At 68.7% G+C, this 25107-nt stretch carries 22 protein-coding genes and 1 pseudogene; 9 read left to right on the top strand and 14 right to left on the bottom strand.

The window, feature by feature from the left end; translation table 11 throughout:
- Positions 1-278 precede the first annotated feature (278 nt).
- Entirely contained in the window at positions 279-1322 is a 1044-nt protein-coding gene (locus GDI_RS03955; protein ID WP_012553636.1) for an alpha/beta hydrolase, read from the bottom strand.
- Between the two features lie 168 nt (positions 1323-1490).
- Between GDI_RS03955 and GDI_RS03950 the strand changes: the two genes are divergently transcribed.
- Positions 1491-2246 carry a hypothetical protein gene (locus GDI_RS03950; RefSeq protein WP_012223604.1) on the top strand — a complete coding sequence of 252 codons (756 nt, stop codon included), beginning with the start codon at positions 1491-1493 and terminating at the stop codon, positions 2244-2246.
- Here the strand turns inward: GDI_RS03950 and GDI_RS03945 are convergent.
- Positions 2243-3748, bottom strand: a complete 1506-nt coding sequence (locus tag GDI_RS03945; protein ID WP_012223603.1) for a peptide MFS transporter — start codon at positions 3746-3748, stop codon at positions 2243-2245. The two genes, GDI_RS03950 and GDI_RS03945, sit on opposite strands and share 4 nt — an antisense overlap.
- Before the next feature lie 136 nt (positions 3749-3884).
- Positions 3885-4358, bottom strand: coding sequence for a GNAT family N-acetyltransferase (locus GDI_RS03940; RefSeq protein WP_231854209.1), 474 nt, complete (start codon positions 4356-4358; stop codon positions 3885-3887).
- Between the two features lie 238 nt (positions 4359-4596).
- Here GDI_RS03940 and GDI_RS03935 point away from each other — a divergent pair, with 238 nt between their 5' ends.
- Both GDI_RS03935 and GDI_RS03930 read left to right on the top strand, forming a co-directional pair.
- A complete protein-coding gene (locus GDI_RS03935; RefSeq protein WP_012223601.1) occupies positions 4597-5142 on the top strand; it encodes a Dps family protein in 546 nt (181 codons plus the stop codon).
- 97 nt (positions 5143-5239) lie between these two features.
- Positions 5240-6190 (top strand): alpha/beta hydrolase family protein, encoded by a 951-nt coding sequence (locus tag GDI_RS03930; protein WP_012553637.1) that lies wholly within the window; start codon positions 5240-5242, stop codon positions 6188-6190.
- On the opposite strand, the gene GDI_RS03925 is transcribed toward GDI_RS03930, so the two are convergent.
- The gene (locus tag GDI_RS03925) at positions 6166-7053 is read right to left on the bottom strand and encodes a DMT family transporter (RefSeq protein WP_012223599.1); all 888 of its coding nucleotides are present in this window, start codon (positions 7051-7053) and stop codon (positions 6166-6168) included. The genes GDI_RS03930 and GDI_RS03925 overlap by 25 nt on opposite strands.
- Before the next feature lie 169 nt (positions 7054-7222).
- Between GDI_RS03925 and GDI_RS03920 the strand changes: the two genes are divergently transcribed.
- Complete coding sequence (locus GDI_RS03920; RefSeq protein ID WP_012223598.1) at positions 7223-9496, top strand: S9 family peptidase; 2274 nt, start codon at positions 7223-7225, stop codon at positions 9494-9496.
- A gap of 75 nt (positions 9497-9571) precedes the next feature.
- Here GDI_RS03920 and GDI_RS03915 read toward each other — a convergent pair whose 3' ends face one another.
- Together GDI_RS03915 and GDI_RS03910 are read right to left on the bottom strand one after the other, a co-directional pair.
- The gene (locus tag GDI_RS03915) at positions 9572-10078 is read right to left on the bottom strand and encodes a GNAT family N-acetyltransferase (protein WP_012223591.1); all 507 of its coding nucleotides are present in this window, start codon (positions 10076-10078) and stop codon (positions 9572-9574) included.
- On the bottom strand, positions 10075-10896 hold the full coding sequence (locus GDI_RS03910; protein ID WP_012553639.1) for a hypothetical protein: 822 nt from the start codon (positions 10894-10896) through the stop codon (positions 10075-10077). Before GDI_RS03910 ends, GDI_RS03915 begins: the two co-directional genes overlap by 4 nt.
- Before the next feature lie 165 nt (positions 10897-11061).
- Here GDI_RS03910 and GDI_RS03905 point away from each other — a divergent pair, with 165 nt between their 5' ends.
- From GDI_RS03905 to GDI_RS03890, 4 genes are read left to right on the top strand one after another with little or no spacing between them, the layout of a single operon-like run.
- On the top strand, positions 11062-11616 hold the full coding sequence (locus GDI_RS03905; RefSeq protein ID WP_012553640.1) for a GNAT family N-acetyltransferase: 555 nt from the start codon (positions 11062-11064) through the stop codon (positions 11614-11616).
- A 27-nt stretch (positions 11617-11643) separates the two neighbouring features.
- Entirely contained in the window at positions 11644-12321 is a 678-nt protein-coding gene (gene alkB / locus GDI_RS03900) for a DNA oxidative demethylase AlkB (RefSeq protein ID WP_012223584.1), read from the top strand.
- A gap of 21 nt (positions 12322-12342) precedes the next feature.
- On the top strand, positions 12343-13665 hold the full coding sequence (locus GDI_RS03895) for an Hsp70 family protein (protein ID WP_012223582.1): 1323 nt from the start codon (positions 12343-12345) through the stop codon (positions 13663-13665).
- Between the two features lie 40 nt (positions 13666-13705).
- Positions 13706-13957: a hypothetical protein gene (locus tag GDI_RS03890; RefSeq protein WP_012223580.1), complete on the top strand. Its 252-nt coding sequence runs from the start codon at positions 13706-13708 to the stop codon at positions 13955-13957.
- On the opposite strand, the gene amaB is transcribed toward GDI_RS03890, so the two are convergent.
- Positions 13954-15480 carry an L-piperidine-6-carboxylate dehydrogenase gene (gene amaB / locus GDI_RS03885; RefSeq protein WP_012223578.1) on the bottom strand — a complete coding sequence of 509 codons (1527 nt, stop codon included), beginning with the start codon at positions 15478-15480 and terminating at the stop codon, positions 13954-13956. The two genes, GDI_RS03890 and amaB, sit on opposite strands and share 4 nt — an antisense overlap.
- 336 nt (positions 15481-15816) lie before the next feature.
- Positions 15817-16555, bottom strand: a pseudogene (locus GDI_RS03880) (response regulator transcription factor).
- A gap of 535 nt (positions 16556-17090) precedes the next feature.
- Between GDI_RS03880 and GDI_RS03875 the strand changes: the two are divergent.
- Positions 17091-17429, top strand: coding sequence for a hypothetical protein (locus GDI_RS03875; RefSeq protein ID WP_012553642.1), 339 nt, complete (start codon positions 17091-17093; stop codon positions 17427-17429).
- Here GDI_RS03875 and thiD read toward each other — a convergent pair whose 3' ends face one another.
- The 6 genes from thiD to GDI_RS03845 all read right to left on the bottom strand — a co-directional run bounded on the left by thiD (position 17430) and on the right by GDI_RS03845 (position 24983).
- On the bottom strand, positions 17430-18239 hold the full coding sequence (gene thiD, locus GDI_RS03870; RefSeq protein ID WP_012223572.1) for a bifunctional hydroxymethylpyrimidine kinase/phosphomethylpyrimidine kinase: 810 nt from the start codon (positions 18237-18239) through the stop codon (positions 17430-17432).
- 11 nt (positions 18240-18250) lie between these two features.
- Positions 18251-19609: a phosphoglucosamine mutase gene (gene glmM / locus GDI_RS03865; protein WP_012223570.1), complete on the bottom strand. Its 1359-nt coding sequence runs from the start codon at positions 19607-19609 to the stop codon at positions 18251-18253.
- 6 nt (positions 19610-19615) lie between these two features.
- The gene (gene folP, locus GDI_RS03860) at positions 19616-20689 is read right to left on the bottom strand and encodes a dihydropteroate synthase (protein WP_012553643.1); all 1074 of its coding nucleotides are present in this window, start codon (positions 20687-20689) and stop codon (positions 19616-19618) included.
- An 83-nt stretch (positions 20690-20772) separates the two neighbouring features.
- Positions 20773-22704: an ATP-dependent zinc metalloprotease FtsH gene (gene ftsH / locus GDI_RS03855; protein ID WP_012553644.1), complete on the bottom strand. Its 1932-nt coding sequence runs from the start codon at positions 22702-22704 to the stop codon at positions 20773-20775.
- 118 nt (positions 22705-22822) lie between these two features.
- Positions 22823-24139: a tRNA lysidine(34) synthetase TilS gene (gene tilS, locus GDI_RS03850; protein WP_012553645.1), complete on the bottom strand. Its 1317-nt coding sequence runs from the start codon at positions 24137-24139 to the stop codon at positions 22823-22825.
- The gene (locus GDI_RS03845; RefSeq protein WP_012223566.1) at positions 24123-24983 is read right to left on the bottom strand and encodes a tetratricopeptide repeat protein; all 861 of its coding nucleotides are present in this window, start codon (positions 24981-24983) and stop codon (positions 24123-24125) included. Before GDI_RS03845 ends, tilS begins: the two co-directional genes overlap by 17 nt.
- Positions 24984-25107: the final 124 nt, after the last annotated feature.

Raw genomic sequence — 25107 nt, 5'->3', positions numbered from 1 at the left:
CCCGCACACGAAAAGGTCCGCCCCGGAGCATGACCCCGGGGCGATACGATCAGGCGCCGGCCTTGCAGCAGGACTTCTTCTTGAAGAAGAAGATCACTGCCGCCACCAGGCCCAGCGCCAGCATCCCCTTCACACACGGGGACTTCACGGAGCATTTTGCGGGACAATTGGCCATAATCTTTATTCCTTGCAACAACATCCGGCATGTGGACAGGCCGGATCGCCCACCATTCTACCCGCCTTGTCCCGGCTGGCTAGCCCGGGCCGGGCATGGCAGGTCAGGTCCGGGCATGGATCGCATCGCACAGCGCGGGATCGACCCCGCGCGCGTAGGGCAGGCCCAGGACGTCATGCAGATCGTCGCGCGTGGCGCGGCACACGGCGGCCGCGTCATGCGAACGCAGGGGGGACGCGATGACATGGCTGCCCGCGTCGGGAAAATCCACCCGCCGCCGCAGGGCCGGGGACGTTCCCAGCCGATCGAACATGTCCAGCATCGCCGGGACCGAGACCGTGGGGTCCTGATGCGCGGGGTCGCGATCGTAATAGCCGAGGAAGACCGGCGCCACGACGCGGCGGAACGTGTCGCCGGTCATCTGGCCCCGTGTCAGTTCCGCCAGCGCGACATACCCGTCGACATGCACGTCGCCGGTCCAGATCGGCCCCTGGGCAGCCCCGCGCGTCACGTCATGGCCGTGATTATGCACCAGCCACATCAGGTCCGTCCCCCAGGGCCGGAACAGCGGGTCCAGCCTGTCGCCCCGTTCGCGCACCAGGGGCGACCACAGGACCAGGCCCGCGACCCGGCGCGGGTACCGGGCCGCCAACGCCAGCGCCAGCGTGCCCCCCGTGGAACTGCCGGCCACCACCACCCGGTCGCCTATGGCCCCGCCGATAGCCAGCGCGGTGGCCGCTCCCTGCATCAGCCGCGCGGCCGTCAGGCCCCGCATCGCGTCCGGCGCCCGCAACCCGTGCCCCGGCAGGCGCGCCAGATAGAGGTTGCAGCCGAACAGGCGCGCCAGGCCGGTATGCAGGGGCGCGCCCTCGCCCTGGCTGGCGGTAAAGCCGTGCAGGTAGACGATGGCGCAGGCGGTGCGCGCCGGATGGGCCGGATCGGCCCAGACCACCCGGGCCCGGGTGTCGGGCCGCAACGGGCCCGCCGCCTTCTCCCCGGCCGCGATCCAGGCATCGAGCGCCGCCGGGTCGCGCGGCACCGAAGGCAACGGTACCGCCCCTGTCCACGGACGAACCCGCGGCCCCGCCAGGACCAGTACCGCCAATACCACCAGCGCCGCCGCCAGCCTGGCCCGCCATCCCGTCATGCTTCTTCCCCCGGCCAAGCCCTGCCATGCCCTGCCATGCCCTGCCATGCCGGCGGACATTCCATCAAACACCGCCGACAGGGTGGTGTCGATTTCCGTCCGGCATGCTTCCTCCGGCCGGTTCCGCCGACTTGACCCCTCCCTGGGACGCGCCTAGCGTCGCAGGCCATGACGTCCGTTGTCCGGTCCCTGCTTCCCGCGATCATCCTGTGCGTACCCTGCTGGGGGGTGCCAGGGGCAGCCCGCGCGGCGCCGGAAGCGATCGCGGTCGATGGAGTCCGGCCGGTCCAGGTCGCGGATTATCGCGACCTGGCCAAGGTGTTTCGCACCTTCAACGCGTTTCCGGCGGCCGACCGGGCGGACCTGACGCTGCATCTGATTGCGCGCGTGCTGCCCGGCGACCGGCCGATCCAGTCGGCGCCCCCCTATCTGCGCCGTGCCTCCGGCCCGGTCGCGCTGTTCGGCGCGACGGGAGCCGAGATGCATCTGCCGCTGACCGATGCGCTATGGGCTGAAAACCCGCCCGTCTATGCGCCCCTGGCACACGGGCAGACGGTGGGGCTGCGCTTCGTCATCACGGTGACGCACGGCCAGACCGACCGGTTTACCGATGTCCAGGCCCGCACCTGGCTGCGCGAACTGGATGGATGCATCGAGGACGTGGTCGGCGTGGTCTTCGCCTTCCTGATGCCGGACGCGCACAAGTTGACGGTCGAAGTCGCGGCCGGCGCGCGCCTGGATGCGGTCTCGAACGGCGCGGTGCGCCCGCTGGTCGTCAATCGCGGGGCCGTACCCTACGCCTTCACGTTTCGGCCGCAGGATTACCCGCGCGACACGGTCTTCCGCAGCGACCGTCCGCTCGGCACGCTGACCGCGGTCATTCCGATGAATATCCACGGCGAACTGACGCGAAACGGCGATTAGAGGGCTTCCGGCTTCGCCGCCATATGCTGGCGGTCCCACCGGCGGGCGAGCGGCAGCAGCAGGGCGACCACCGCCACGATCCCCGCAGCACCGACCGCCAGGTCGAGGAACAGGCCGGCATAGGCCCCTGCCCCGACCGGCACGACCGCAGCACCCGCCCCATGGTCGATGGCGGCCAGATTGGCGATCATGCTGCCGAGATACATCGCAACCCCCATCGCCAGAAGGTACGACCCCATCATGAATGCCCCCATGGCGGGCGGGACATAGCGTGCGATGACCGCCAGTCCCAGCCCGCCGATCAGCAATTCCCCCACCGACAGGAAGCCGTACGCCCAGATCATGATCCAGGGCGAGACCCGCCCCGTGCCGCCCGAAAGCGCCCCCAGCCACCAGACCACGAAGGACAGCGAGACCAGGCTGAACCCGATCATGAATTTCTGTGCGATCGACAGGTCTCGCCCCGCCCGCGCCAGGCGCCGATAGGCAAAGGCCAGCGCGGGGCTGGCCAGCATGATCCAGATCGGATTCAGGGCCTGGAACTGACCGGCCGACATGCTGAACAGCGTCACTCCACCCACCCCGACCTGCCCTCGGACGGCGCGCAGCGCGAACAGGGTCAGCGAGGTCACCGTCTGCTGGTAGAAGATGAAATAGAGCATGCCCTGGATCGACAGCATGTAGGCCATGCGCAGCCCCGGCCGCTGGGCCGCCGCGGCCCGGCGATAGATCACGGCCCAGGACAGCAGGACAAGCAGCGCCGCCAGCCAGACGCAGTCCCGTGCCAGCGTGGGCCGCGCCAGCACCAGGTCCAGCGCGCCGATCACCCCGCCGATCCCCAGCAGGACCATCCCGGCGTGCCGGGGCGGAAGCGGCGCGAAATCGGGCACCGAGCCGATCCGTGCCAGCCGCCGCCGCCGGACCACGTACATGCACAGCCCCACGAACAGGCCGGCGGAACACGCGGCGAACGCCACCGCCGGACCGAACCGGTTCTGCAGCCACGGCGTCAGCAGCGTCGAGGCCGTCGAACCGACATTGACCGCCATGTAGTAAAGCGTGAAGGCGGAATCGAGCGCGGCATCGTCGTCGTCATAGATACGGCGGACCAGGTTGGCGGCATTGGGTTTGAAAAAGCCGTTGGATACCGCGATGATTCCCATCGCGACCGTCATGAACTGCACCTGCACCGTCGCCAGCGCCAGGGTGGCGTAGCCGCACATCATGCCCACGGCCCCCAGCAGCATCGCCCGGCGCGACCCCAGCACCCGATCGCCCAGCCAGCCGCCGACCACCGGCAGCGCATAGGTCATGGCCGCGAAGGCGCCCATCAGCAGGTTGGCCTGCGTGTCGCCCAGGCCCATATGCTGCACCATGAACAGCAGCAGCACGGCCTGCATGCCGTAATAGCCGAACCGTTCCCATAATTCGATGGCGACCACGACCGCGAAGGACGACGCGCGGGACGGCTGGGCGGCACCGGCGGAGGGGGAGAAATTCATGAAATTCCCAAGGACATGGCAACGCGGAAGGCGAGAGCCCTAACAGAGAGGACAGGCGCGCGACAATGCCGGGACAGACCGGCAACTGACATTTGATGCCACCGGCATACAACAGGTCGAAACGATTCCGGTCATTTCATGCCACGGCGGGGGTTTCAATCGCGAGCGACGTGTCGCCTTGGCGCTGCTTGCCCATGGTACGGTGCACGATCCCGGCCTCGATGAATTCCGGGCCCTGCGCCACATATCCCAGGGATTCGTAAAAGGGCAGCGCCCCGGCCTGGGCGTCCAGGACGAATCGTTCGACAGCACGGCAGGCGGACGCATCCTCGATCGCGATCATCAGGCGCCGGCCCAGCCCCTGCCCGCGCCGGGCCGCATCGATGGCGACGCGACCGCTCCTGGCCGTCTTTCCATCCGGCCCGAACAGGACGCGCGCGGTCCCCACCGGCCGCGTCCCCTCCAGGACCAGGAGGTGCAGCGCCGTTTCGTCATGCTCGTCATACTCCATGTCGAGCGGAACCTGCTGCTCATCGACGAAGACGGTCTTGCGGATCAGGAAGCAGGCGTCCCTGTCCTGGCTGCTTTCGGCGATCCTGATCGTGGTCATCGTCATGGTGCGGGCCCCGCCTGGGTGTCGGTTAACGGAAACGGTGCGGCACCATAGACCGGATGATCCCGGCGCCGAAGCCCGGCACGGCGTCCCCTGGATACCGCCCTGATGCCGCGACCCGGGGACACGGACCGCCCCCTGATGCATATCCCCCATGCGCCTGCCGCCCACGCCTTGTAATGGGCATCCGGGACGTCCACCTCAGCATGGCACCATACGTTCCAGGGAGATCGTAATGACAAACAAGACGACACCTTCCGAAGCCGGTACAGCCCACGCCCATACCTATCTGGGAACACCGACGGACCTGAAGCACGACGCCGTCCACAAGATCTCGGCCGGCCTGAAGGCGGTCCTGGCGGATGTCTTCGCCCTCTATATCAAGACGAAGAACTTCCACTGGCACATGAGCGGGCGGCATTTCCGCGATTATCACCTTCTGCTGGACGAGCAGAGCAGCCAGATCTTCGCCATGACGGACCCGCTGGCCGAACGAGCGCGGAAGATCGGCGGCACGACCCTGCACTCGGTGGGGGAAATCAGCCGGCTGACCAAGGTGTCGGACAACGATGCGATCTATGTCACGCCCGAGGACATGCTGTCCGAACTGCGCGAGGACAACCTGGCCCTGACGGCCCGCATGCGCGCCGTCCATGCCGTATGCGACGAAGGCAACGATGTCGCGACGGCCAGCCTGCTGGAAAACTGGATCGACGAGACCGAGCGCCGCACCTGGTTCCTGTTCGAATCCACCCGACCGGCCTTCGGCAGCAATAGCTGACGCGCCGCCCATATCCGATCATCAGGAAAGGCAGTGTCATCACTGCCTTTTTTGGTATCCAGGCCGAGGGTCATCCGAAGCGGGAGGAAAGATCGGCATGGAGCGGTATCAGGATGTCGGGACGATGCAGCCACGAAGCGCGGTCGGATATCGCGGCCTGGCGGTGCGCGACGCCGTGCAGGACGCGGTGATCGAACTGGCTATTCTCTATCCGACCGGGGATACGCCGCACGCCCGTTCCTTCGGTCCCTACAGTCTGGACGTGGCGACCGACGGGGGCGTGGCGGGGCGGGACCGCACGCTGGTGGTGCTGTCCCACGGCAATGGCGGGTCGCCCTGGGTCTATCGCGACCTGGCGATGGCGCTGGCGGGCATGGGCTTCGTCGTCGCGATGCCCCGGCACCCCGGCAACAGCCTGAACGACAATGCGCTGGCCCGCACGATCAAAAACCTTGAAAATCGCCCGCGCCATGTCTGCCTGAGCATCGCCGCCGCCTTTGCCGACCCGCTGGTCGGCCCAGGCCTGCGACCCGGCCGCGTGGCCCTGATCGGCCATTCGATGGGCGGATATTCCGTCCTGGCCGCGGCGGGCGGCCAGCCCTGGACCCGACAGGACGGACCGTCCGGCGGCCCACCCCATCGCATTGCGGTGGAGCACGACCATCGGGTCCGGGCCCTGGTGCTGCTGGCCCCGGCCACCCTGTGGTTTCGCGCCCCCGGCGCCCTGTCTTCCGTGCGCGGCCCCATCCTGATGCGCAGCGCCGAACATGACACGATCACACCGCCATCGCAGGCCGGCATCGTGCTGGACGGCGTGCCCGACCCCACGCAGGTGGATTATCGATGCGTGGCGGGGGCGGGGCATTTCGCGTTCCTCAGTCCGTTCCCGGCCAACATGGTCCATCCGAACTTTCCGCCGTCGCAGGACCCGCCGGGCTTCGACCGCGCGGCGTACCAGGGCGTGCTGAGCCATGACATCGGCACCTTCCTGCACCGGACGATGGAAGCCGATGCGGCAATGCCCTATCGCGCCAGCCGGCGTGGATGACCATAGGTATTGGTCACCACCACACCCGCCATGACGATCGCGCCGCCCGCCAGGGTACGCAGGCTCGGGATTTCGCCGGTCAGCACGAAGGCCAGCACCAGGGTCGCGGGCGGTAACAGATACAACAGCGCGGCACCGCGCGCCGCCCCCATATGGCCGACGACGAAGGCCCAGGCCGCATAGCCTATGGCCGCCGGGAAGACCGCCAGTTCCAGCACCGCCGCCCAGCAGCGGACGGGCGCGTGCGGCAGGACGGTCAGGGCCTGCGGCAGCCAGGGGGAAAGGCACAGGGCGCCGGCCATCAGGATGTAGCTGATGCTGGGCAACGCGCCGTAGCGCAGCACCAGACGCTTCTGCAGCGTCGTATACAGCGCGCCGCAGAACGCGGCCCCAAACACCAGGGTGGCCCCCGAACCGAAGGACACGCCACCGATCTGCCCCTCGGCAATCAGCACCACGCCCGCGAAGCTGAGCAACGAACCCGTCCACCCCCAGAGGGACAGCCGTTCGCCCATCGTCACCACCGCGATCAGGGCCGCGATCAGCGGGGCGGCACTGATCAGCAGGCTGGACGCACCGGCCGACACCGTGACCTCGCCGGTATTGAACAGCACGTTATAGACCGCGATGCCGATCACGCCGCAGGCCAGGATGCGCGGCACGTCGCGTGCGGCGGGCAATGGGGGACGCTTCCATGCCAGCCACGCCATGGCGAGCACCGCCGCCCCGGCATAGCGCGCCGCGGCCAACGGGATCGGCGGCAGGTCGCGCAGGGCGATCCGCACGACCGGATAGGCGCTGGCCCAGGACAGGATGGCAATGGCGACGATCAGGGGAATGAACCGCGCGACGGTCTTGGTCATTGCTCTGTCTTGTCCGTTCCCGATCGACGGTCTGGGGATGTCACCCCGATCGCATAGCGTCATATCGGACCTGCACGCCTGGCGCGAGGGGTTCGGTACGGATTCGTTTCATCCGGCGCCTTGCGCGACGGGCGTGGGGGATTCATCGTCCATCCAACCGGAACGACAGATGGACCACGTCATGACCTCTCTTCTTCGCGGCGGCCGCGCCGGGCGGACCCTTCGGCGTCTGGCCCTGTGCCTGCCCGGATTGCTGCTGGCGACCACGGCCCAGGCGGCACCGGAGGCCGCCTCCGCCCCCGGCGGCCAGTGCTATGCGGACCTGGCGGCCACGCGGAATTTCACGCTGGGGTTGCCGCGCCATGCCCAGCCGACGCCGGACGGCCGGTCGGTGCTGTTCCTGCGCAGCGGGCCGCGCGATACCATGCTGCATCTGTGGCGGTTCGACGTGGCGGACCGCAGCGAAACCGAACTGGCCCGCCCCGCCGCCGGCCCCGAAACCCTGTCGGTCGAGGAAAAGGCCCGGCGCGAACGCGCCCGGATGTCGCTGACCGGCATTACCGAATTCGCACTGTCCGATGACGGGCGGGTCGCCCTGGTCAGCCAGGGCGACCGGCTGATGCAGGTCGCGGTCGCGACGGGGCGTGTATCCGACGTGCCGGGTCGCGGGTGGATCGCCCCCCGCCTGTCGCCGGACGGCGCCCATGTCGCGGCGGTGCGGGACAATGACGTCTATGTCGTGGCACCCGGCAGCGGCGACACGGTGCGCCTGACCCATGGTGGAACCGATACGCTGACCCACGGGCTGGCCGAATTCGCCGCCGCCGAGGAACTGAGCCGCCCCGACGGGCTGTGGTGGTCGCCCGACGGGCAGTCCCTGCTGTACGAGGAAGCCGACACATCGGGCGTCGAGAAGCATTACATCGCCGACCCCCAGCATCCGTCCATCGCGCCGGTCGAATTCCGCTATCCGCGCGCCGGCACCGCGAACGCGCGCATCCGCCTGGGCCTGGTCGCCCGCACCGGCGGCCCGACGCGCTGGGTGACGTGGGACAATGCTGCCTTTCCGTACCTGGCGCGGGTCGTCTGGCCGAAGGGGCGCGGCCCGCTGTCGCTGGTCGTGCTGAACCGCGCCCAGACCCAGGAAAAGGTGCTGCGCGTGGACCCGGCCACCGGACTCACCACGACATTGCTGGACGAACATGACCCGGCCTGGATCAACATCACCCCGGCCGGCGAGGGACGCGGCCACGCGCTGCCGCGCTGGCTGCCGGACGGCAGCGGGTTCCTATGGGCCGCGGAGCGCGACGGCAGGTGGCCCCTGCAACTGCGCCCGGCCGACGGCACGCTGGATCATGCCGTCACGCCGCCGGACCTGCCGTTCGTCTCGCTGGACGATGTCGATGCCGATGCCGGCACCGTGACGGTCACCGCCAATCCGGACCGTATCCGGACAGCAATCTACCGCCTGGACCTGCATGGCGGCACGCCCGTGAAGCTGGGGACCGAACCCGGGCTGCATGCCACCGCCTTCGCCGAAGGCGGACATGCGCGCTTCGTCGACAGCGTCACGGGCGCGGACGGCAGCGCCGCCACCGTCGTGCGCGACCGGGACGGGCACGTGCTGGCCACGGTTCCCGCCGTGGCGGAAACCCCGACCCTGGCGCCGCATATCGAATACACGAGGGCCGGCGCGCGGGACATGGACGCGATGATCGTCCGCCCCGCCGACTTCACGCCCGGCCGGCGCTATCCGGTCGTGCTGTCGGTCTATGCCGGCCCCGGATACAAGCAGGTGCTGGACGCGCCGCGCCTGTATCTGGAAAACCAGTGCATGGCCAACCATGGTTTCATCGTCGTCAGCCTGGACGGACGGGGCACGCCGGGGCGCGACCATGACTGGGAACGGGCGACCAGGAACAACCTGATCGACCTGCCGCTGCAGGACCAGGTCGACGGACTGACCGCCCTGGGACGGCGCTTTTCCGAAATGGACATGACGCGGATCGGCGTGCATGGCTGGTCGTTCGGCGGCTATTTCACCGCGATGGCGACCATTCGCCGCCCCGATATCTTCAAGAGCGGCGTCGCGGGCGCGCCCCCGGCCGATTTCGCCGATTATGACACGGCCTACACCGAACGATACCTGGGCACGCCCCAGGCCGACCCGGACGGCTACCGGGCCAGCAACGTCCTGACCTATGCCGCCGCGCTGTCGCGGCCGCTGCTGATCATGCACGGCCTGACGGACGACAACGTGTATTTCGAAAACACGATGAAGATGACACAGGCCTTCATCACCGCCGGCCGGCCGTACAATCTGCTGCTGCTGCCCGGCACCCACATGCTGACCGATCCGGCGCTGCGCACGCAGGTGGCCCTGGCCCGCGAGGCCTTCCTGGCCGCCACGCTGAAACCCGAGACCACGGCGGCCATCCGGTAGGCCGCCCTCCTCCCCCTGCCCCGCGCCCGCCCTGCCGGCGGACGCGGGGCAGAACGGAATGAAACGGGACCTGTCCTACCGGTCGTCGGCCAGACAGGCCCAGCGTTCGTGATCGCGCCACGCGCCATCGATCTTCAGGTAGCGGGGAGAAAATCCCTCCCTGCGAAATCCCGCCCGCCGGACAAGGGCGATCGAGGCCATGTTCCCGGGCTGGATATTGGCCTCGACACGATGCAGGCCCAGCTCGTCAAAACCATATTCCAGCACCAGGCGCAGCGCGCGGGCCATCCGGCCGGTACGGGCATGGGCGCGCATGCCGTAATATCCCAGATAAGCACTGCAAAAGGCGCCCATCACGATCTGGCTGAACCTGAACACGCCCACGATTTCACCCGTGAAATCGTGCCGCGCCAGCAGGCCGACATCCGGACCGGTCACCAGACCGGCGAACCAGGAATCGAATCCACCCTGATCGATGAAGGGATTCACCCAGGGCGCATGGTAATCGCGATTGTCGATATTGGCGCGGATCAGGTCGGGGGCATCCGCCCGCATGACCCGGCGCACGAACACGTCCGTCATACCGGCGCCCCGCCATCCTGCCCGTGGCCCTGCCCGAAGCCGATCACCCCCATACCGGTCGCGAGAAGACAGAAGACGACGGAGAGGGGGAACAGGACAAACAGGCTGACGATGGACAGAAGGGCACAGACGTCGCCGTACGAACCGAACAATCCCGCCGCGCCGAAGAAGCCGAAATAGAGAAGACCCGTCATGGCGGCGGCAAAGACCGGCCGCGCCGGTCCGCCCGCGAACAGCCACGCCCAGTTGGGTACCACCAGCCGAAAGAAGAAGCTGTACATCGCCAGAATCGACGGCAGGGTGACGAGCGGCAGCAACAGCCAGGGTGACATATGCAGCCCGCGCGCCATTTCGGCCATGTCGCCATGCGTGGTGATGGTACGGATGGGCGCATAGCTCCATAGATTGGCTGCCCCCATCAGGGCCAGCCAGAACAGGAAACGCACCGCCGGACGGTTCATGTCCCGGGGACGGACGCGCCGGATGCACCAGAAGCACAGCACATAGAGAGCCCCGTTCCCCAGCGCCATCCCCGACAGGGCGATCAACGCCGCCGCACCGTCGCGATGGGCCGCGTAGATCGGGCCGTACGCGACATTTTCGTCGATCTCCCGCTGCAGCAGGATATTCACGATATCGGCGTGCCCATAATGCAGTGCCAGCGGATCGGCCTTGAAGCCCAGAAGCCACGCGGTGACGGCGTGGCTGTATTCATGCAGGAAAAATGCCAGGGCATGCGCCAGAAAGACGAACAGGACCGTCTCGGCCACGAACCGGGGGACCGCCTGATCACGCGGGAAAACAGGGGTCTCGGTCATGATCCGGTCCATACGGTGGCAGAGGCTTCGGTGTAGACCGCATCTCCGCTATTGTCACGGGACCGGAAGGATCGGGCCCGTGGGGCATCATTCCTTCTTGCCTTCCTGGCGGCGGGAACAAACATAGGCGCATCGCCCATGACCCGACGAGCCGGATTGCACGCCATGCCCCCAGCCCCCCCGCCGCCCACCGTTACGATCCGTTCCGCGCGGGCGGAGGATGTACCCGGCATCGCCGCGATCTATGCCCACCATGTCCTGCACGGCACGGCGTCGTTCGAGACCGAGCCCCCGTCGGCCGAGGACATGGCGCGGCGCATGGCGGCGCTGCGTGCGGGGGATTTTCCCTATCTGGTCGCCGAGGAAGGCGGGGCGGTCATCGGCTATGCCTATGCCGGCCTTTATCATCTCCGCGCCGCCTATCGCGACACGGTGGAAAATTCGGTCTACCTGGCGCACGACGCGGCGGGACGCGGGGTGGGGTCGATGCTGCTGGACGCCCTGCTGGCCGCCTGCGTGGCAAGGGGATTCCGGCAGATGATCGCCCTGGTCGGCGACAGCGCGAATATCGCGTCGATCCGGCTGCACGAGCGGCTGGGATTTCGTACGGTCGGAACGCTGCAATCGGTGGGATACAAACACGGACGATGGCTGGACGTCGTCCTGCTGCAACGCGAACTGGGCCCCGGGGACCGCTCGCCGCCACAGGCGCGGTCCTGACTGCCCCCCCCATACGGTCTTCCCACCATGCCGCATCCATCCAGACCGCCGGACGCGGACACCCACCCCAGCCTGGAGTTGGACACGGGCGGGCGGGACCGCGTCCTGGGGCCCGGCGCCATGGTGCTGGCGGGATTCGCCCGCGCCATCGCGCCCGACCTGATCGCCATGGTGGACATGGTCGCGCGCACGGCGCCGTTTCGCCGCATGTCCACGCCCAGCGGCCGGACGATGTCGGTCGCCATGACCAATTGCGGCACCGCCGGATGGGTATCGGACACGAAGGGATACCGCTACGACCCGATGGACCCGCTATCGGGCCATCCGTGGCCCGCGCTGCCCGCCCTGTTCGCCGACCTGGCGGCACGGGCCGCGTCCCGGGCCGGGTTTTCGGAATTCCACCCCGATGCCTGCCTGATCAACCGCTACGAGCCCGGAACGCGGCTGACCCTGCATCAGGACCGTGACGAGCACGATTTCAGCCAGCCGATCGTCTCGGTCTCGCTGGGCCTGCCGGCCATCTTCCTGTGGGGCGGGCCGGCACGATCGGACCGGGTGCGGCGCGTGCCGCTGGAACATGGCGATGTCGTGGTCTGGGGCGGCCCCGCGCGACTGGTCCATCACGGCATTCATCCGCTGACGGAGGGCATGCATCCGCTGACGGGCCGGGCACGGCTGAACCTGACCTTCCGGCGGGCGATGTAGATCGGCAGATGGCGGCGGGCGATGGACAGCGTGGCCGCCCGCGCCTATTCACGCGCGATGTCCCCGACCACCCCGACCCGCATCGGCATCGATTTCGGCACCACCAACAGTGTCGTGGTCATCGCAACGCCGGATGGCCGCACCCACACCGCGCGCTTCGCCCCGCCTGGCCACCCCGAGGCCGAAACCTGCCGCACACTGCTGTGCCTGTGGCAGGAGGAAGAGCGCGGGCGGCTGGCGGTGCATGAAGCGATCGGCGCCGCCGCCATCGACGCCTATCTGGATGACCCGGCCGAAAGCCGGCTGATCATGTCGATGAAATCGTACCTGGCGCAGACCTCGTTCCGCGAAACGCGGCTGCTGGGGCGGCGGCTGACGCTGGAAAACCTGATCGGTCGTTTCCTGACCGGGCTGATGCGCGAAGCCGGAATCGATCCGGCCGGCGTGACCGCCACGGTCGGCCGCCCGGTGCGGTTCGCGGGCGACATGCCCGACGATTCGTTCGGCGAGCAGCGTCTGCGCGACAGTTTCCACGATGCGGGATTCGGCGACATCGCCGTGGCGCTGGAGCCCGAGGCCGCCGGCTGGCGCTTCGCCCAGCGGCTGGATGGGCCGGCGACCATCCTGGTCGGCGATTTCGGCGGCGGCACCAGCGATTTTTCCATCCTGCGCTTCGACCCGGCCCAAGGCGGCACAGGACGGGGACACGCGCAGCCGTTGGGCCATGCCGGCGTGGGCATCGCGGGCGATCAGTTCGACTACCGGATCATCGACAATGTGGTCTCGCCCGCGCTGGGACGTGACAGCACCTATCGCGTCATGGGCGGCGCGCCGCTGCCCGTTCCCATCGAATGGTATGCCAGCCTGGCGCGATGGCACCGGCTGTCGCTGATGCGTACGCCGCAGACGCTACGCGCGATCGCGGACGTGGCCCGCACCGCCTCCGCCCCCCAGCGGCTGGACGCGCTGGCGACCCTGATCGCGGACCAGCAGGGCCAGGCCCTGTATCGCGCCATCGGCGCCGCGAAGACCGACCTGTCCCAGGCCGACAGCACAACCCTGCGCTTTCACCACAAGGACATCCGGATCGAACGCCGGATCACCCGGACGGAATTCGAGGACTGGATCGCCCCGGACCTGGCGCAGTTCGACGCGGCGGTCACCACCGCCCTGACCCGCGCGGGACTGACCGAGGCGGGGATCGACCGGGTGTTCCTGACGGGCGGCACGTCGTTCGTCCCGGCGGTACGGAACCTGTTCGTCACACGTTTCGGCGCCGAGCGGGTCGATCGAGGCGGAGAGTTCGTGTCGGTGGCCGAAGGGCTGGCCCTGATGGGCGGATAGGCTTCAGACTGGTCCCGTTCGGCAACAAGGAACCCTGCCCATGCTCTATCTGATCGGCCTGTTCTGCTCCCCGCTCGCACTGCTGCTGGCCGGTCGTCCGATCCAGGCGCTGCTGAACGGCGTGATCTGGTGCGTCTCGCTGTTCAGCCTGGTGGTCGGGCTGATCTTCGGCCTGCTGCCGGCGTTGCTGCTGTGGGGCATCGGCGTCGCCCACGCCTTTGCCGTCATCAACGCGCGCAACGCCGACCGCCGGGCCGACCGGCTGGCCGCCGCCCTGCGCGCCCGACGCTAACCGATATCGAACGATACGCCCTGCGCCAGCGGCAGGGTCGTACCGTAATTGATCGTGTTGGTGGCGCGGCGCATATAGCCTTTCCAGGCGTCCGATCCCGATTCGCGGCCGCCGCCGGTTTCCTTCTCGCCGCCGAACGCCCCGCCGATCTCGGCCCCGGATGTGCCGATATTGACGTTGGCAATGCCGCAATCGGACCCGGCGGCCGACAGGAACCGTTCGGCCTGGCGAAGGTCGGTGGTGAACACGGCCGAGGACAGGCCCTGCGGAACCGCGTTCTGCAACGCGACGGCGCGGTCGAAATCGGAGTATTTCATCACATACAGGATCGGCGCGAAGGTCTCGTCCAGCACCGGGCCGGCCTGTTCGGGCATTTCCACCAGGGCGGGACGGACATAATACGCATCGGGCCAGTCGGCCGCGCCTTCCCTGTGGCCGCCCGTGACCACGCCACCCAACGCACGCGCCGATTCCAGCGCACGCTGCATGCGGTCCATCGCCGCGGCATCGATCAGGGGGCCGACCAGATTGCCCTCTTCCAGGGGGCTGCCGACCGTCACGGTCGCATAGGCCGATTTCAGCCGCGCGACGAACCCGTCATAGATGGCGTCATGCACGAACAGGCGACGCAACGTCGTGCAGCGCTGGCCCGCCGTGCCCATCGCGGCGAAGGCGACGCCGCGCAGGGCCAGTTCCAGATCCGCCGACGGCGTAACGATGGCGGCGTTGTTGCCGCCCAGTTCCAGGATGGCCCGCGCGAAGCGGGCAGCCAGGCGCTGGCCGACCGCGCGGCCCATATCCGTGGACCCGGTCGCCGATACCAGCTTCACATCCGGATGATCGACCAGGATTTCACCCACCGCGCGTCCACCGGTCAGCAGGACCGACAGGCCGTCGGGGACCGCCGTGCCCGACGCCGCGAAGCGGGCGGCGGCACGGTGGAAAAGCGCCTGGCAGGCCAGGGCGGTCAGCGGCGTCTTCTCGGACGGCTTCCACACCACCGGGTTCCCGCATACCAGCGCCAGCGCGGCGTTCCAGGACCAGACTGCGACGGGGAAATTGAAGGCGGAGATCACGCCGGTAACACCCAGCGGATGCCAGGTTTCCATCATCCGGTGGTCCGGACGTTCGGTCGCGATCGTCAGGCCGTGCAACTGGCGGGACAGGCCGACGGCGAAGTCGCAGATATCGATCATTTCCTGCACTTCGCCCAGTCCCTCGGACGGGGACTTCCCGGCCTCGATCGACACCAGGCGGCCCAGGGCCGACTTGCCGGCACGCAATTCCTCGCCCAGCAGCCGCACCAGTTCGCCCCGGCGCGGCGCCGGCACCAGCCGCCACGCCTGGAAGGCCGCGTGGGCCGAGGCGATCCCGTCGCACGCCATCTGCCGCGTGGCGGTGGCAACACGCGCGATTTCCTGCCCATTGACGGGTGAACGCACAGGCAGGTCGCCCGTCAGGGCGTCGTCCGCGACCCCCAGCGTGGCGAGCAGCGAACGGGCTTCGACGGAAAGGTCGATCATCGGATATCCAGTCGGCAGGGTGGCGAAGGCAAACCAGGGACCATCGGCAGCGGCATGCGGCCGCCCGGCCGCTGCATAGCGATGCACCATATTCTTCGTAGACGATCTGCCGGGCGAGGCAAAACCCCGGGATTCGGGCCGCCCGACAGGCGCCAGGCCGAGTCTTTTACCAAACCTGTCGTTCTTTTCATGAACTTTTGATTCAAATCATGTTTTTGGTCCCTCGACCATGCCATACGAAAAGGGCGATGGGGGCATCGCAAATCGAACCATCACGATACCTTGCAGGGTCTTCGGACCCTGCATTTTTTTTGCCCATAGCCCCGCCCTGGGATGTCAGGCGACCGAAAGCGCCGCCGAGCCGACGACCGGCCTGGGTACCGTCATGGGGGCCACGCCCCCGTCCCCCCGAAGCATGTAGCCCTGGCCCCAGACCGTGGCGATCAGCGACCCTGCCCCCGCCTGCTGCAGTTTCTTGCGCACCTTGCAGATGAAGACGTCGATGATCTTCATCTCCGGCTCGTCCATGCCGCCATAGAGATGGTCGAGGAAGGCGTATTTGGTCAGGACCGTTCCCTTGCGCAGCAGCAGCAGTTCCAGGACCAGGTATTCCTTGCCGGTCAGGTGGACGGGCCGCCCGTTCACCGTCACCTCGCGGCTGTCCAGCGACAGCCGCAACGGTCCGGCATGCAGGATCGGCTGGCAATATCCCTTGGACCGGCGGACCAACCACTGGATTCGGGCGGGCCGCGAGTTCGCGTCGGTCGTAAGGTTTGGTGATGTAATCGTCGGCACCGGCCGAAAAGGCCCGGACCTTCGCCTGCGGACCGCCCAGGCTGGACAGGGCGACGATCGGCGTTTCCCGGCGTGCCGCCCGGGTGGCACGCAGGACCTCGTACCCATCGATATCCGGCAGAACCATTTCCAGCAGGGCAAGATCGTAATCATAGCGCCGGAGCATTTCGACCGCCTCATGTCCCGTCGCAACATGATCCAGGGCATAGCCGATCGCGCGCAGGGCGCTGGAGGTGCCATGAGCCGTGCCACCATCATTCTCGACGAGCAAAACACGCATATATGCCACCATGAGTTTTGTTAAACCAACATTGCTACCTATAGGTGTATAAATTGTATGACACAATCTTCCCGGGACAGGTTAGGCATTAATACAGCCGCGTTATCCATCTGATCACGCATATGTTATATCACTCCGCCGTTCAGCACGACGGGCAGCGGAAAGGCATGCGTTCCGTTTCCGAGTCGGGGCGTGTTTTTCCTTGAACCGGCCCCGAAACCGGCTATACCCACCGCAACCGATCGCCGCGCGGACGCTGGACGCGCGGCGACACCCCGAACAAGAAACGATCATGAAACCCCGATCTAGAATCGCCTGGCGGGGACGCCGTGACCGATCTCTTTCGGTCGCCGGGTCTGTCTGCGGGCATCGTCCCTATCCGGGTCTGACCGTTCTGCCTGTTTGCTGACCCTGGTCGGCTGACCGGCAACCGGCCTCCCGGGTTCGAGCAACCGCTTGAGCGGCAGGAGGCCTTTTTCATGGCTTTTTGTATCTGTTTTGATGTCCGCGCCATGGCGCGGCGCGGCGACGACGCATGACCGGGCCGCGCAATGCCCCCTCGCCGGTTCCGCTGCGGGCGTGGTGCCGCGGCAGCGTCCTGCGCCACGCGCCGCATGGCGCCACCGCCGTTCCGCCGCCGGAGCCCCTTGCAACGTCCCTTGCAACCCGGCCGGTGCCGGTCCGCAGCCGCCTGGCACGTGACCTGGCGTTGGGCTGTGCCTGGGCGGCCGCGCGGACGGTGCAGGGGTTGCGCGGCCTGGGCGTGCTTCGGCCGAATCACGTCTCGCGCCTGGTTCCCGTCATCGTGCGCATGGCCGACGCCGCCGACTGGGCGCAGCCCGGCCGTCCATCCGGTCGACGGGACGAAGCGTGATCAGGCGGCGGGGGTCCAGTCGGGGCCGATCGTGACCGCATGGTTCAGGGGTCCGGCGCCCGCGCCATAGCCCGGCGCGGCCGCGATGGCGGCGCGCAGGTAGCGCCGGGCCCGGATCACGGCATCACGCAGCGTCAGGCCCTGCGCCAGGCCGGTGGCGATCGCGCTGGCCAGCGTGCAGCCTGTCCCATGGGTGTGGCGGGTATGCAGCCGCGTATCCGAAAACAGCTCGATCCCCGCGTCGGTGGCCAGCACGTCGGTCAGCACGTCGCCATCCAGGTGCCCGCCCTTGACCAGGACCGCCCCGGCCCCGGCCCGGCGCAGGTCCTCGGCCGCCCGCCGCATGTCGTCCACCGTGCGAATCGGACGTCCGACCAGGACTTCGGCCTCCGGCAGGTTGGGGGTCAGCAGGGTGGCCAGAGGCAGGAGATCCCGCCTGAGCGTCTCCACCGCGTTATCCTGCAACAGGCGCGAGCCGCCCTTGGCCACCATGACGGGATCGAGGACATAGGGGATGCCGGGATGGACACGAATGATGTCCGCGACGGCCAGGATGACCTCTGCCCGGTCCAGCATCCCGCTCTTGAACGCATCGGCGCCCAGGTCGTCCAGCACGCTGCACATCTGCTGCGCCACGAAATCGGGCGGGACCGGCAGCACGCCCGTCACCCCCAGCGTGTTCTGCACGGTCAGGGCGGACAGCGCCGTCATGGCAAACCCGCCCAGCGCCGTGATGGTCTTGATATCCGCCTGGATTCCCGCGCCGCCGCCGGAATCGCTGCCCGCGATGACGAGGATGCGCCCCTTCATGGCCCCCGTCCCTAGGCCACGACCTGGGCCGAATCGATCGCCTCACACATTTCGGCGACGATTCGTTCCACCAGCGCCGGGTCCTCGGCCTCGGCCATGACCCGGACCAGGGGTTCCGTGCCGCTTTCGCGCAGCAGCAGCCGGCCGGCCGTGCCCAGTTCGGCTTCCGCCCGGCGGCGGGCGTCCTGCACCGAAGGGGCGTGAAGCGGGCTCTTGCCCGTGAAGCGGACATTGCGCAGCATCTGCGGGAACGGGGTGAACATGCGGCAGACCTCGCTGGCCGGGCGGCCTTCCTCGACCAGCACGGCCAGGACCTGCAGCGCCGCCACCAGCCCGTCGCCGGTCGTGGCGAAATCGGACAGCACCATATGGCCCGACTGCTCGCCCCCCAGGTTGGCGCCCAGTTCGCGCATCCGCTCGACCACGTACCGGTCGCCTACCGCGGTGCGCACCAGTTCCAGGCCCAGCCCCTCCAGGCACCGCGCCAGGCCCATGTTCGACATCACCGTCGCCACGATCTGTGCCGAGTTCAGCCGCCCCTGCCGGCCCCAGGACCGGGCGATCAGGGCCAGGATCTGGTCGCCGTCGATCAGCCGCCCCTTCTCGTCCGCGATCAGCACGCGGTCGGCGTCGCCGTCCAGGGCGATGCCGATATGGGCGCCGTGCGCGACCACTGCCTCGCACAGGGATTCCGGCTTGGTCGAGCCGCATTGTTCGTTGATGTTGATGCCGTCGGGCTCGCACCCGATGCGGATGACCTCGGCCCCCAGTTCCCACAGCGCGGTGGGCGCGACGCGATAGGCCGCGCCATTGGCGCAGTCGATGACGATGCGCAGGCCGTCCAGCCGCCGCCCGCGCGGGAACGAGGCCTTGGCATTCTCGATATACCGCCCGGCGGCGTCATTCAGGCGCGAGGCCCGGCCGATCCGGTCCGGCGCCGCCAGCCGGCCGGCCAGGTCGGAGCGCATCAACTCCTCGATTTCGGCCTCGGTCTCGTCCGACAGCTTGAATCCGTCGGGACCGAACAGCTTGATCCCGTTATCGCCGAACGGGTTGTGCGAGGCCGAGATCATGACGCCCAGGTCGGCGCGCAGCGACCGCGTCAGCATGGCGATCGCGGGCGTGGGCATCGGCCCGACCAGCGTCACGTCCATGCCGGCGGACAGGAAGCCCGACACCAGCGCGCATTCGATCATGTAGCCCGACAGGCGCGTGTCCTTGCCCAGCAGCACGCGATGGCGGTGCACGCCCCGCGTGAAGCGCAGGCCGGCGGCCTGCCCCAGCTTCTGCGCGATTTCCACCGTCATCGGGTCCTGGTTGGCGAGGCCGCGGATGCCGTCGGTGCCGAATAGATGTCTGGTCTTGCTCATTCCCGGCTATCCCTGGTTCTGCCCTGCCATGGCGGGCCCTGATGCCGGCTTATCGCAGGTCCACACGCCCTGCCAGACCCGCAGGGCCTGAACCATGGCCGGCACGTTATGTACACGCAGGATCGTGTTGCCGAGTTCCAGGCCCGGCAGGGTGCTGGCCACGGTCCCCGGATCGCGGTCGGCGGCCACCTGCACCCCGGCCAGTTCCCCCAGCGTGCGCTTGCGCGACGTTCCCAGCACGATACGGCACCCCAGGTTCGCCAGGATCGGCAACCGGCCCAGCAATGCGGCATTCTGCGCCGTGGTCTTGGCGAAGCCGATGCCGGGATCGACGAGGATGCGATGGCGCGCGACACCGGCGGCCACGGCCGCGTCGATTCGCGCGGCGAGTTCGCGCGTCACGTCGGCGCCCACGTCGCCATAGGTCGCAAGGCGCGACATCGTCTGCGGCGTGCCGCGCATATGCATCAGCACCACGGGGCACCCGGCATCCGCCACCACCCCCAGCGCATCCGGGTCATGCGCCAGCGCCGAGACATCGTTGATCAGCGTCGCCCCCAGCCCCAGCGCGGAGGCCATGGTACGGGCGTTGCGGGTGTCGACCGACAGTACGGCCCCGGTCCGGCCGTGCAGGTCCGCCAGCACCGGAGCGATGCGGGCCCATTCCTCGTCCGGCGTCACCACGGCGGCGTCGGGCCGCGTGCTCTCGCCGCCGATATCCAGCAGCGCGGCACCGGCTTCCACCATGGCCGCCGCGGCACGCAATGCGGCGTCCGGTCCCATATGGCGGCCACCGTCGCTGAAGCTGTCCGGCGTCACGTTCAGGATGCCCATCACCCGCGGCCCGTCCGGCAGGTCCGCCGACGGCAGCGGCGCCGTCACACGGGCCAGGACCGGCAGCCAGCCGGGCGGAATATCGCCCGCGCGGACCAGGCGGACATCGTCCCCGTCGATCAGCCGAGCCAGGGTAAAGGCCGCCGGCCCACCGGCCAGCCAGTGGGCCAGTCCCGCCGCCACGGCCACATGCGCCTGCCGCCCCAGGACCAGCCCCACGGGTTCGATCAACCGAAGACAATCCATCCAGCCTTCCCGTTTCCCTGCGCCCAACGGAAAACAGGCGGGGGATACCCCCGCCTGTCGTGTTTATTCGAATAGACGGCGCCTTAGCCCGGCTGCGGCGCCGGATCCAGCCCCCCGCCGCCCGGCGAGGGCAGCGGCGCGGCCGGCGGCGTGGGCGGAACCGAGGCGCGGCGATTTTCCGGCATCGGGTCGTCCACCACCACCCGCTCGATCGGCTCGCCGCGCAGGACCTGGCGGATTTCCTCGCCCGACAGGGTTTCGTACTCCAGCAGGGCCTGGGCCAGGCGATGCAGTTCGTCGACATGCTCGATCAGCAGCGTCCGGGCCCGGGCATAGGCGCTGTCGATCAGGATCTTGATCTCGTCATCGATCTCGCGGACCGTTTCCTCGGACACGTTCTTGTTCTGGGTCACGCTGTGGCCCAGGAAGACTTCCTGCCCGTTATCGCCATAGGCGATCATGCCCAGCTTGTCGCTCATGCCCCATTCGGAAACCATGCGGCGGGCCAGGTCGGTCGCCATCTTGATGTCGCCCGACGCGCCGTTGGACACGTTGTCGGCGCCGAAGATGATCTCCTCGGCCGCGCGGCCGCCCATGGCCAGCGTCAGCTCGCCCAGGCATTTCGCCCGGCTCTTGGAATAGCGGTCGCCCTCCGGCAGGCTCATGACCAGGCCCAGCGCGCGGCCGCGCGGAATGATCGTGGCCTTGTGCACCGGATCGGCGCCGGGGGTCAGGATCGCGACCAGCGCGTGCCCGCCCTCGTGATAGGCGGTCATCCGCTTTTCGTCGTCGCTCATGACCAGCGAGCGGCGCTCGGCACCCATCAGGACCTTGTCCTTGGCGTTCTCGAATTCCAGCATCGCGACCGTGCGCTTGCCCAGCCGGGCGGCCATCAGCGCGGCCTCGTTCACCAGGTTGGCAAGGTCGGCACCCGAAAAGCCCGGCGTGCCGCGCGCGATCACCTTGGGATCGACGTCGGAGGCCAGCGGGACCTTGCGCATGTGCACGCGCAGGATCTTCTCGCGTCCCACCACGTCGGGGTTGGGCACCACCACCTGGCGGTCGAAACGGCCGGGGCGCAGCAGGGCCGGGTCCAGCACATCGGGACGGTTGGTCGCGGCAATCAGGATCACGCCCTCATTGCTCTCGAAACCGTCCATTTCGACCAGCATCTGGTTCAGGGTCTGCTCGCGCTCGTCGTTGCCGCCGCCCAGGCCGGCGCCGCGATGGCGGCCCACGGCGTCGATTTCATCGATGAAGATGATGCAGGGGGCGGCCTTCTTGCCCTGTTCGAACATGTCGCGGACGCGGGACGCGCCGACGCCGACGAACATCTCGACGAAGTCCGAGCCGGAGATGGTGAAGAAGGGCACGTTCGCCTCGCCCGCGATGGCGCGGGCCAGCAGGGTCTTGCCGGTGCCCGGCGGGCCGACCAGCAGCACGCCCTTGGGGATCTTGCCGCCCAGGCGGGTGAATTTCTGCGGGTCACGCAGGAAGTCCACGATTTCCTGCAGTTCGCTCTTGGCTTCGTCAATGCCGGCCACGTCATCGAACGTCACGCGGCCCTGCTTTTCCGTCAGCATGCGGGCGCGGGACTTGCCGAAACCCATCGCCCGGCCGCCGCCGGCCTGCATCTGCCGCATGATGAAAATCCAGGCGCCGAACATCAGCAGGATCGGGGCGTAGTTGATCAGATAACGCAGGAACGGATTGGAATCGCTGTCCAGCGGCTTCGCGACCACCTCGACGCCCTTTTCGGTCAGGCGCGGGATCAGGGTCGGGTCCTGGGGAGTGTAGGTCTCGAACGACGTGCCGTCCGTCAGCGTGCCGGAGATATTGTGATCCTGCACGATGACCGAGCGCACGCGCCCGCCATTCACATCCCCGATGAAGTCGGAATATGCCAGTTGCTGCGACGCATGCTGCACGCTTCCAGGCTGGAAGACGTTGAACAGCAACAGCAGCAGCACGATGATGATAACCCAGAGAGCCAGGTTCCGGCCAAAATTGTTCATCTTGCCCATTGTTCCATACGCTGGCGCCAACCAGCGGCCAAACGCCTTTTCAACCTAATGTTCACCCATACATAGGCGGTTCGGGGGACATTCACACCCCCATGGCCCCTCTTTCTTGTCAAAAGCGGGCGGTCTCGGCCGCTACCGCCCCCGGGGTCAGCATCAGGGCCACCCCCGCCAGGTCCGCCGCGTGGCAGATCCCCATGGTCGGAACCGCCACCACCCGCCCCGCGCGATGCAGCGCCGGCAGGGTGCGCAACGCGCGCGCGGGCCATTGCGTTCGCCAGCCGGGGGGCGCCCAGGCCCCGGACGGGCCGGCCGCGCCCAGCGTCACACCGTCCAGGTTCGTGCCCGCCGGCGCCGACAGGACGAAGCGCCCGTCCCACACGCAGTCCGGCCGGGCGACGACCGGGGGCTGCATCGCCGCTTCCTCGCGCAGCAGCAGCCATCGATGGCCGGCGCGCTTCAGGGCCGGCCCCGCCGCCATCAGGCAGGTGCCCCCCAGCGTCGCCGGCCGCGGGGCGGCGCACAGGGCCGCGACCGCCCGCGAAGGGGGCAGGTAGTCCGACCCCGACACCGCCCGCATCAGGAACGCCAGCGCCCTGGGGCAGGTCGGATCGTCGGCCAGCGCCACCCAGCCCCCTTCCGCCATCGTCACGTTCCGGGCCAGCAGCGCGGCCTGCCTGGCATCACGGTCCATGCGCGCCGCGCCGGCCCGCGACGCCGCCGCGCGGAGCGGCCCGCGTGCCGCCGGGTCGTCGTCCAGCGCCGCGCGCACCCGGGCCCGTTCGGCGCGCGGATCGGCATTCGACGGGTCTTCGACCCATGCCAGGCCGGCGCGGCGCAGCGTCGCGCGCAGGCGGTCGCGATCGACACCCAGCAGGGGACGCACCAGACGCAGATCGGCGGTGAAGCTGACGGAGGCCATGCCGGCCAGACCGTCCGGCCCGCTGGCGGCGCGGCGGCGGATGGCGATCGTTTCCGCCTGGTCGCCGGCATGATGGCCCAGCAGCAGGTCGACGATGCCCGCCCGCCGGCAGGCCCGGGCCAGCGCCGCATAGCGTGCGCGACGGGCCCGGTCGGCCAGGCCGGGCCCGGGCCGCAGGCCGTCGAGAACCAGGATGTCGGCGGGAATGCCCAGGGCATGCAGCCGCCGCCGGGTCAGCGCGGCCTCGGCCGCCGCGGCGGGACGCAGGCCGTGATCGACGATCAGGGCACGGACCGCGCGGCGCCAGCGCGCGGCCAGGTAGGCCAGGCATAGACTGTCGGCGCCGCCCGATACCGCCACCCCCACCGGGGGCATGTCCGGCCCATCGGGCAGCCAGGGACCAAGCCCCGCCATGATGGCGGCGAAACGGGCGTCATCCAGTACGCCCGAGCGGGTCGGGCCCCCGGCGGGGTCCCCGGTCAGCCTGATATCAGTGGCATCCGGCACGGGTGCGGTAGATGGCCTGCGCGCTGCGGACGCGGGGGGCGGGGGTGGGGAATTCCGCCTTCAGCTTCGCCAGCGCCTGACAGGCCGAAGCCTTGTCGCCCAGGGCGAGCAGCGTGGCCGTGACCCCCAGCAGGGCATCCGGCGCGCGGCCCGAATGCGGCGCGCGGTTATAGGTGTCGTAATAGGCGACGGCGGACTGGCGATATTGCTTCTGCCCGGCCAGGGATTGCGCCAGCAGGAACTGCGCGTCCACCTGGCGCGGGCCGCGCGGGCCGGCCAGGACCTTCTGGGCCGCCGCCTGGGCTGCCGCGTAATCGCCGTGCAGCAGGGCGGCGTTGCCCTGCTGCAGCAGGGCCTCGGGCGTTTGCCTGGCCGGTGCTTCGGGCGCGGGTGCGGCCGGAGCGGCGGCGGGCGGGGCGCCGGCCGGGGCGGGGTGACCGTTCTGCGCCGCGAAATTCATGTCCTCGATCTGCTTGGACAGGGCCGCGTTCTGCTGCTGGACCTGGTTGGTCAACTGGTCGAGCTGGCCCCGCATGTCGCGCACCTGCTGTTCCAGCGTCATCACCCTGTTCAGCAATTGCGCCGTCAGGTCGCCATTGGCCGGCGGCATCACGTTCTGCGGCACGCTGTCCGGCCCGGCCGGCGGCAGCATTCCGCCCCCGGCCCCGGGGGCCGACTGCAACTGCGATAGTTGCTGGCGCAGATCCATGATCTGGTTCTGCAGCGCGATGCCTTCGCGGCTGGTCATTCCGTCCTGGGCGCGGACGGGCAGCGGCGACAGGATGGTCAGGGCGGCCATCACGCCTAGGAACGGCGGAAGGTGGCGGAATGCAGCGGACCGCATGAACGGATTTCCCCCAAGTCACGGGCAAGGTCACAAGACAGGCCCTGTTATGTACCACGGACCAGACAAAACAAAACCGGCCAGGCGACGGGCGCCTGGCCGGTTCCGACCGATCGGACGACGA

This window comes from Gluconacetobacter diazotrophicus PA1 5, from assembly GCF_000067045.1.
Lineage (GTDB): Bacteria > Pseudomonadota > Alphaproteobacteria > Acetobacterales > Acetobacteraceae > Gluconacetobacter > Gluconacetobacter diazotrophicus.
This window is presented reverse-complemented; position numbering and strand designations above follow the sequence as displayed.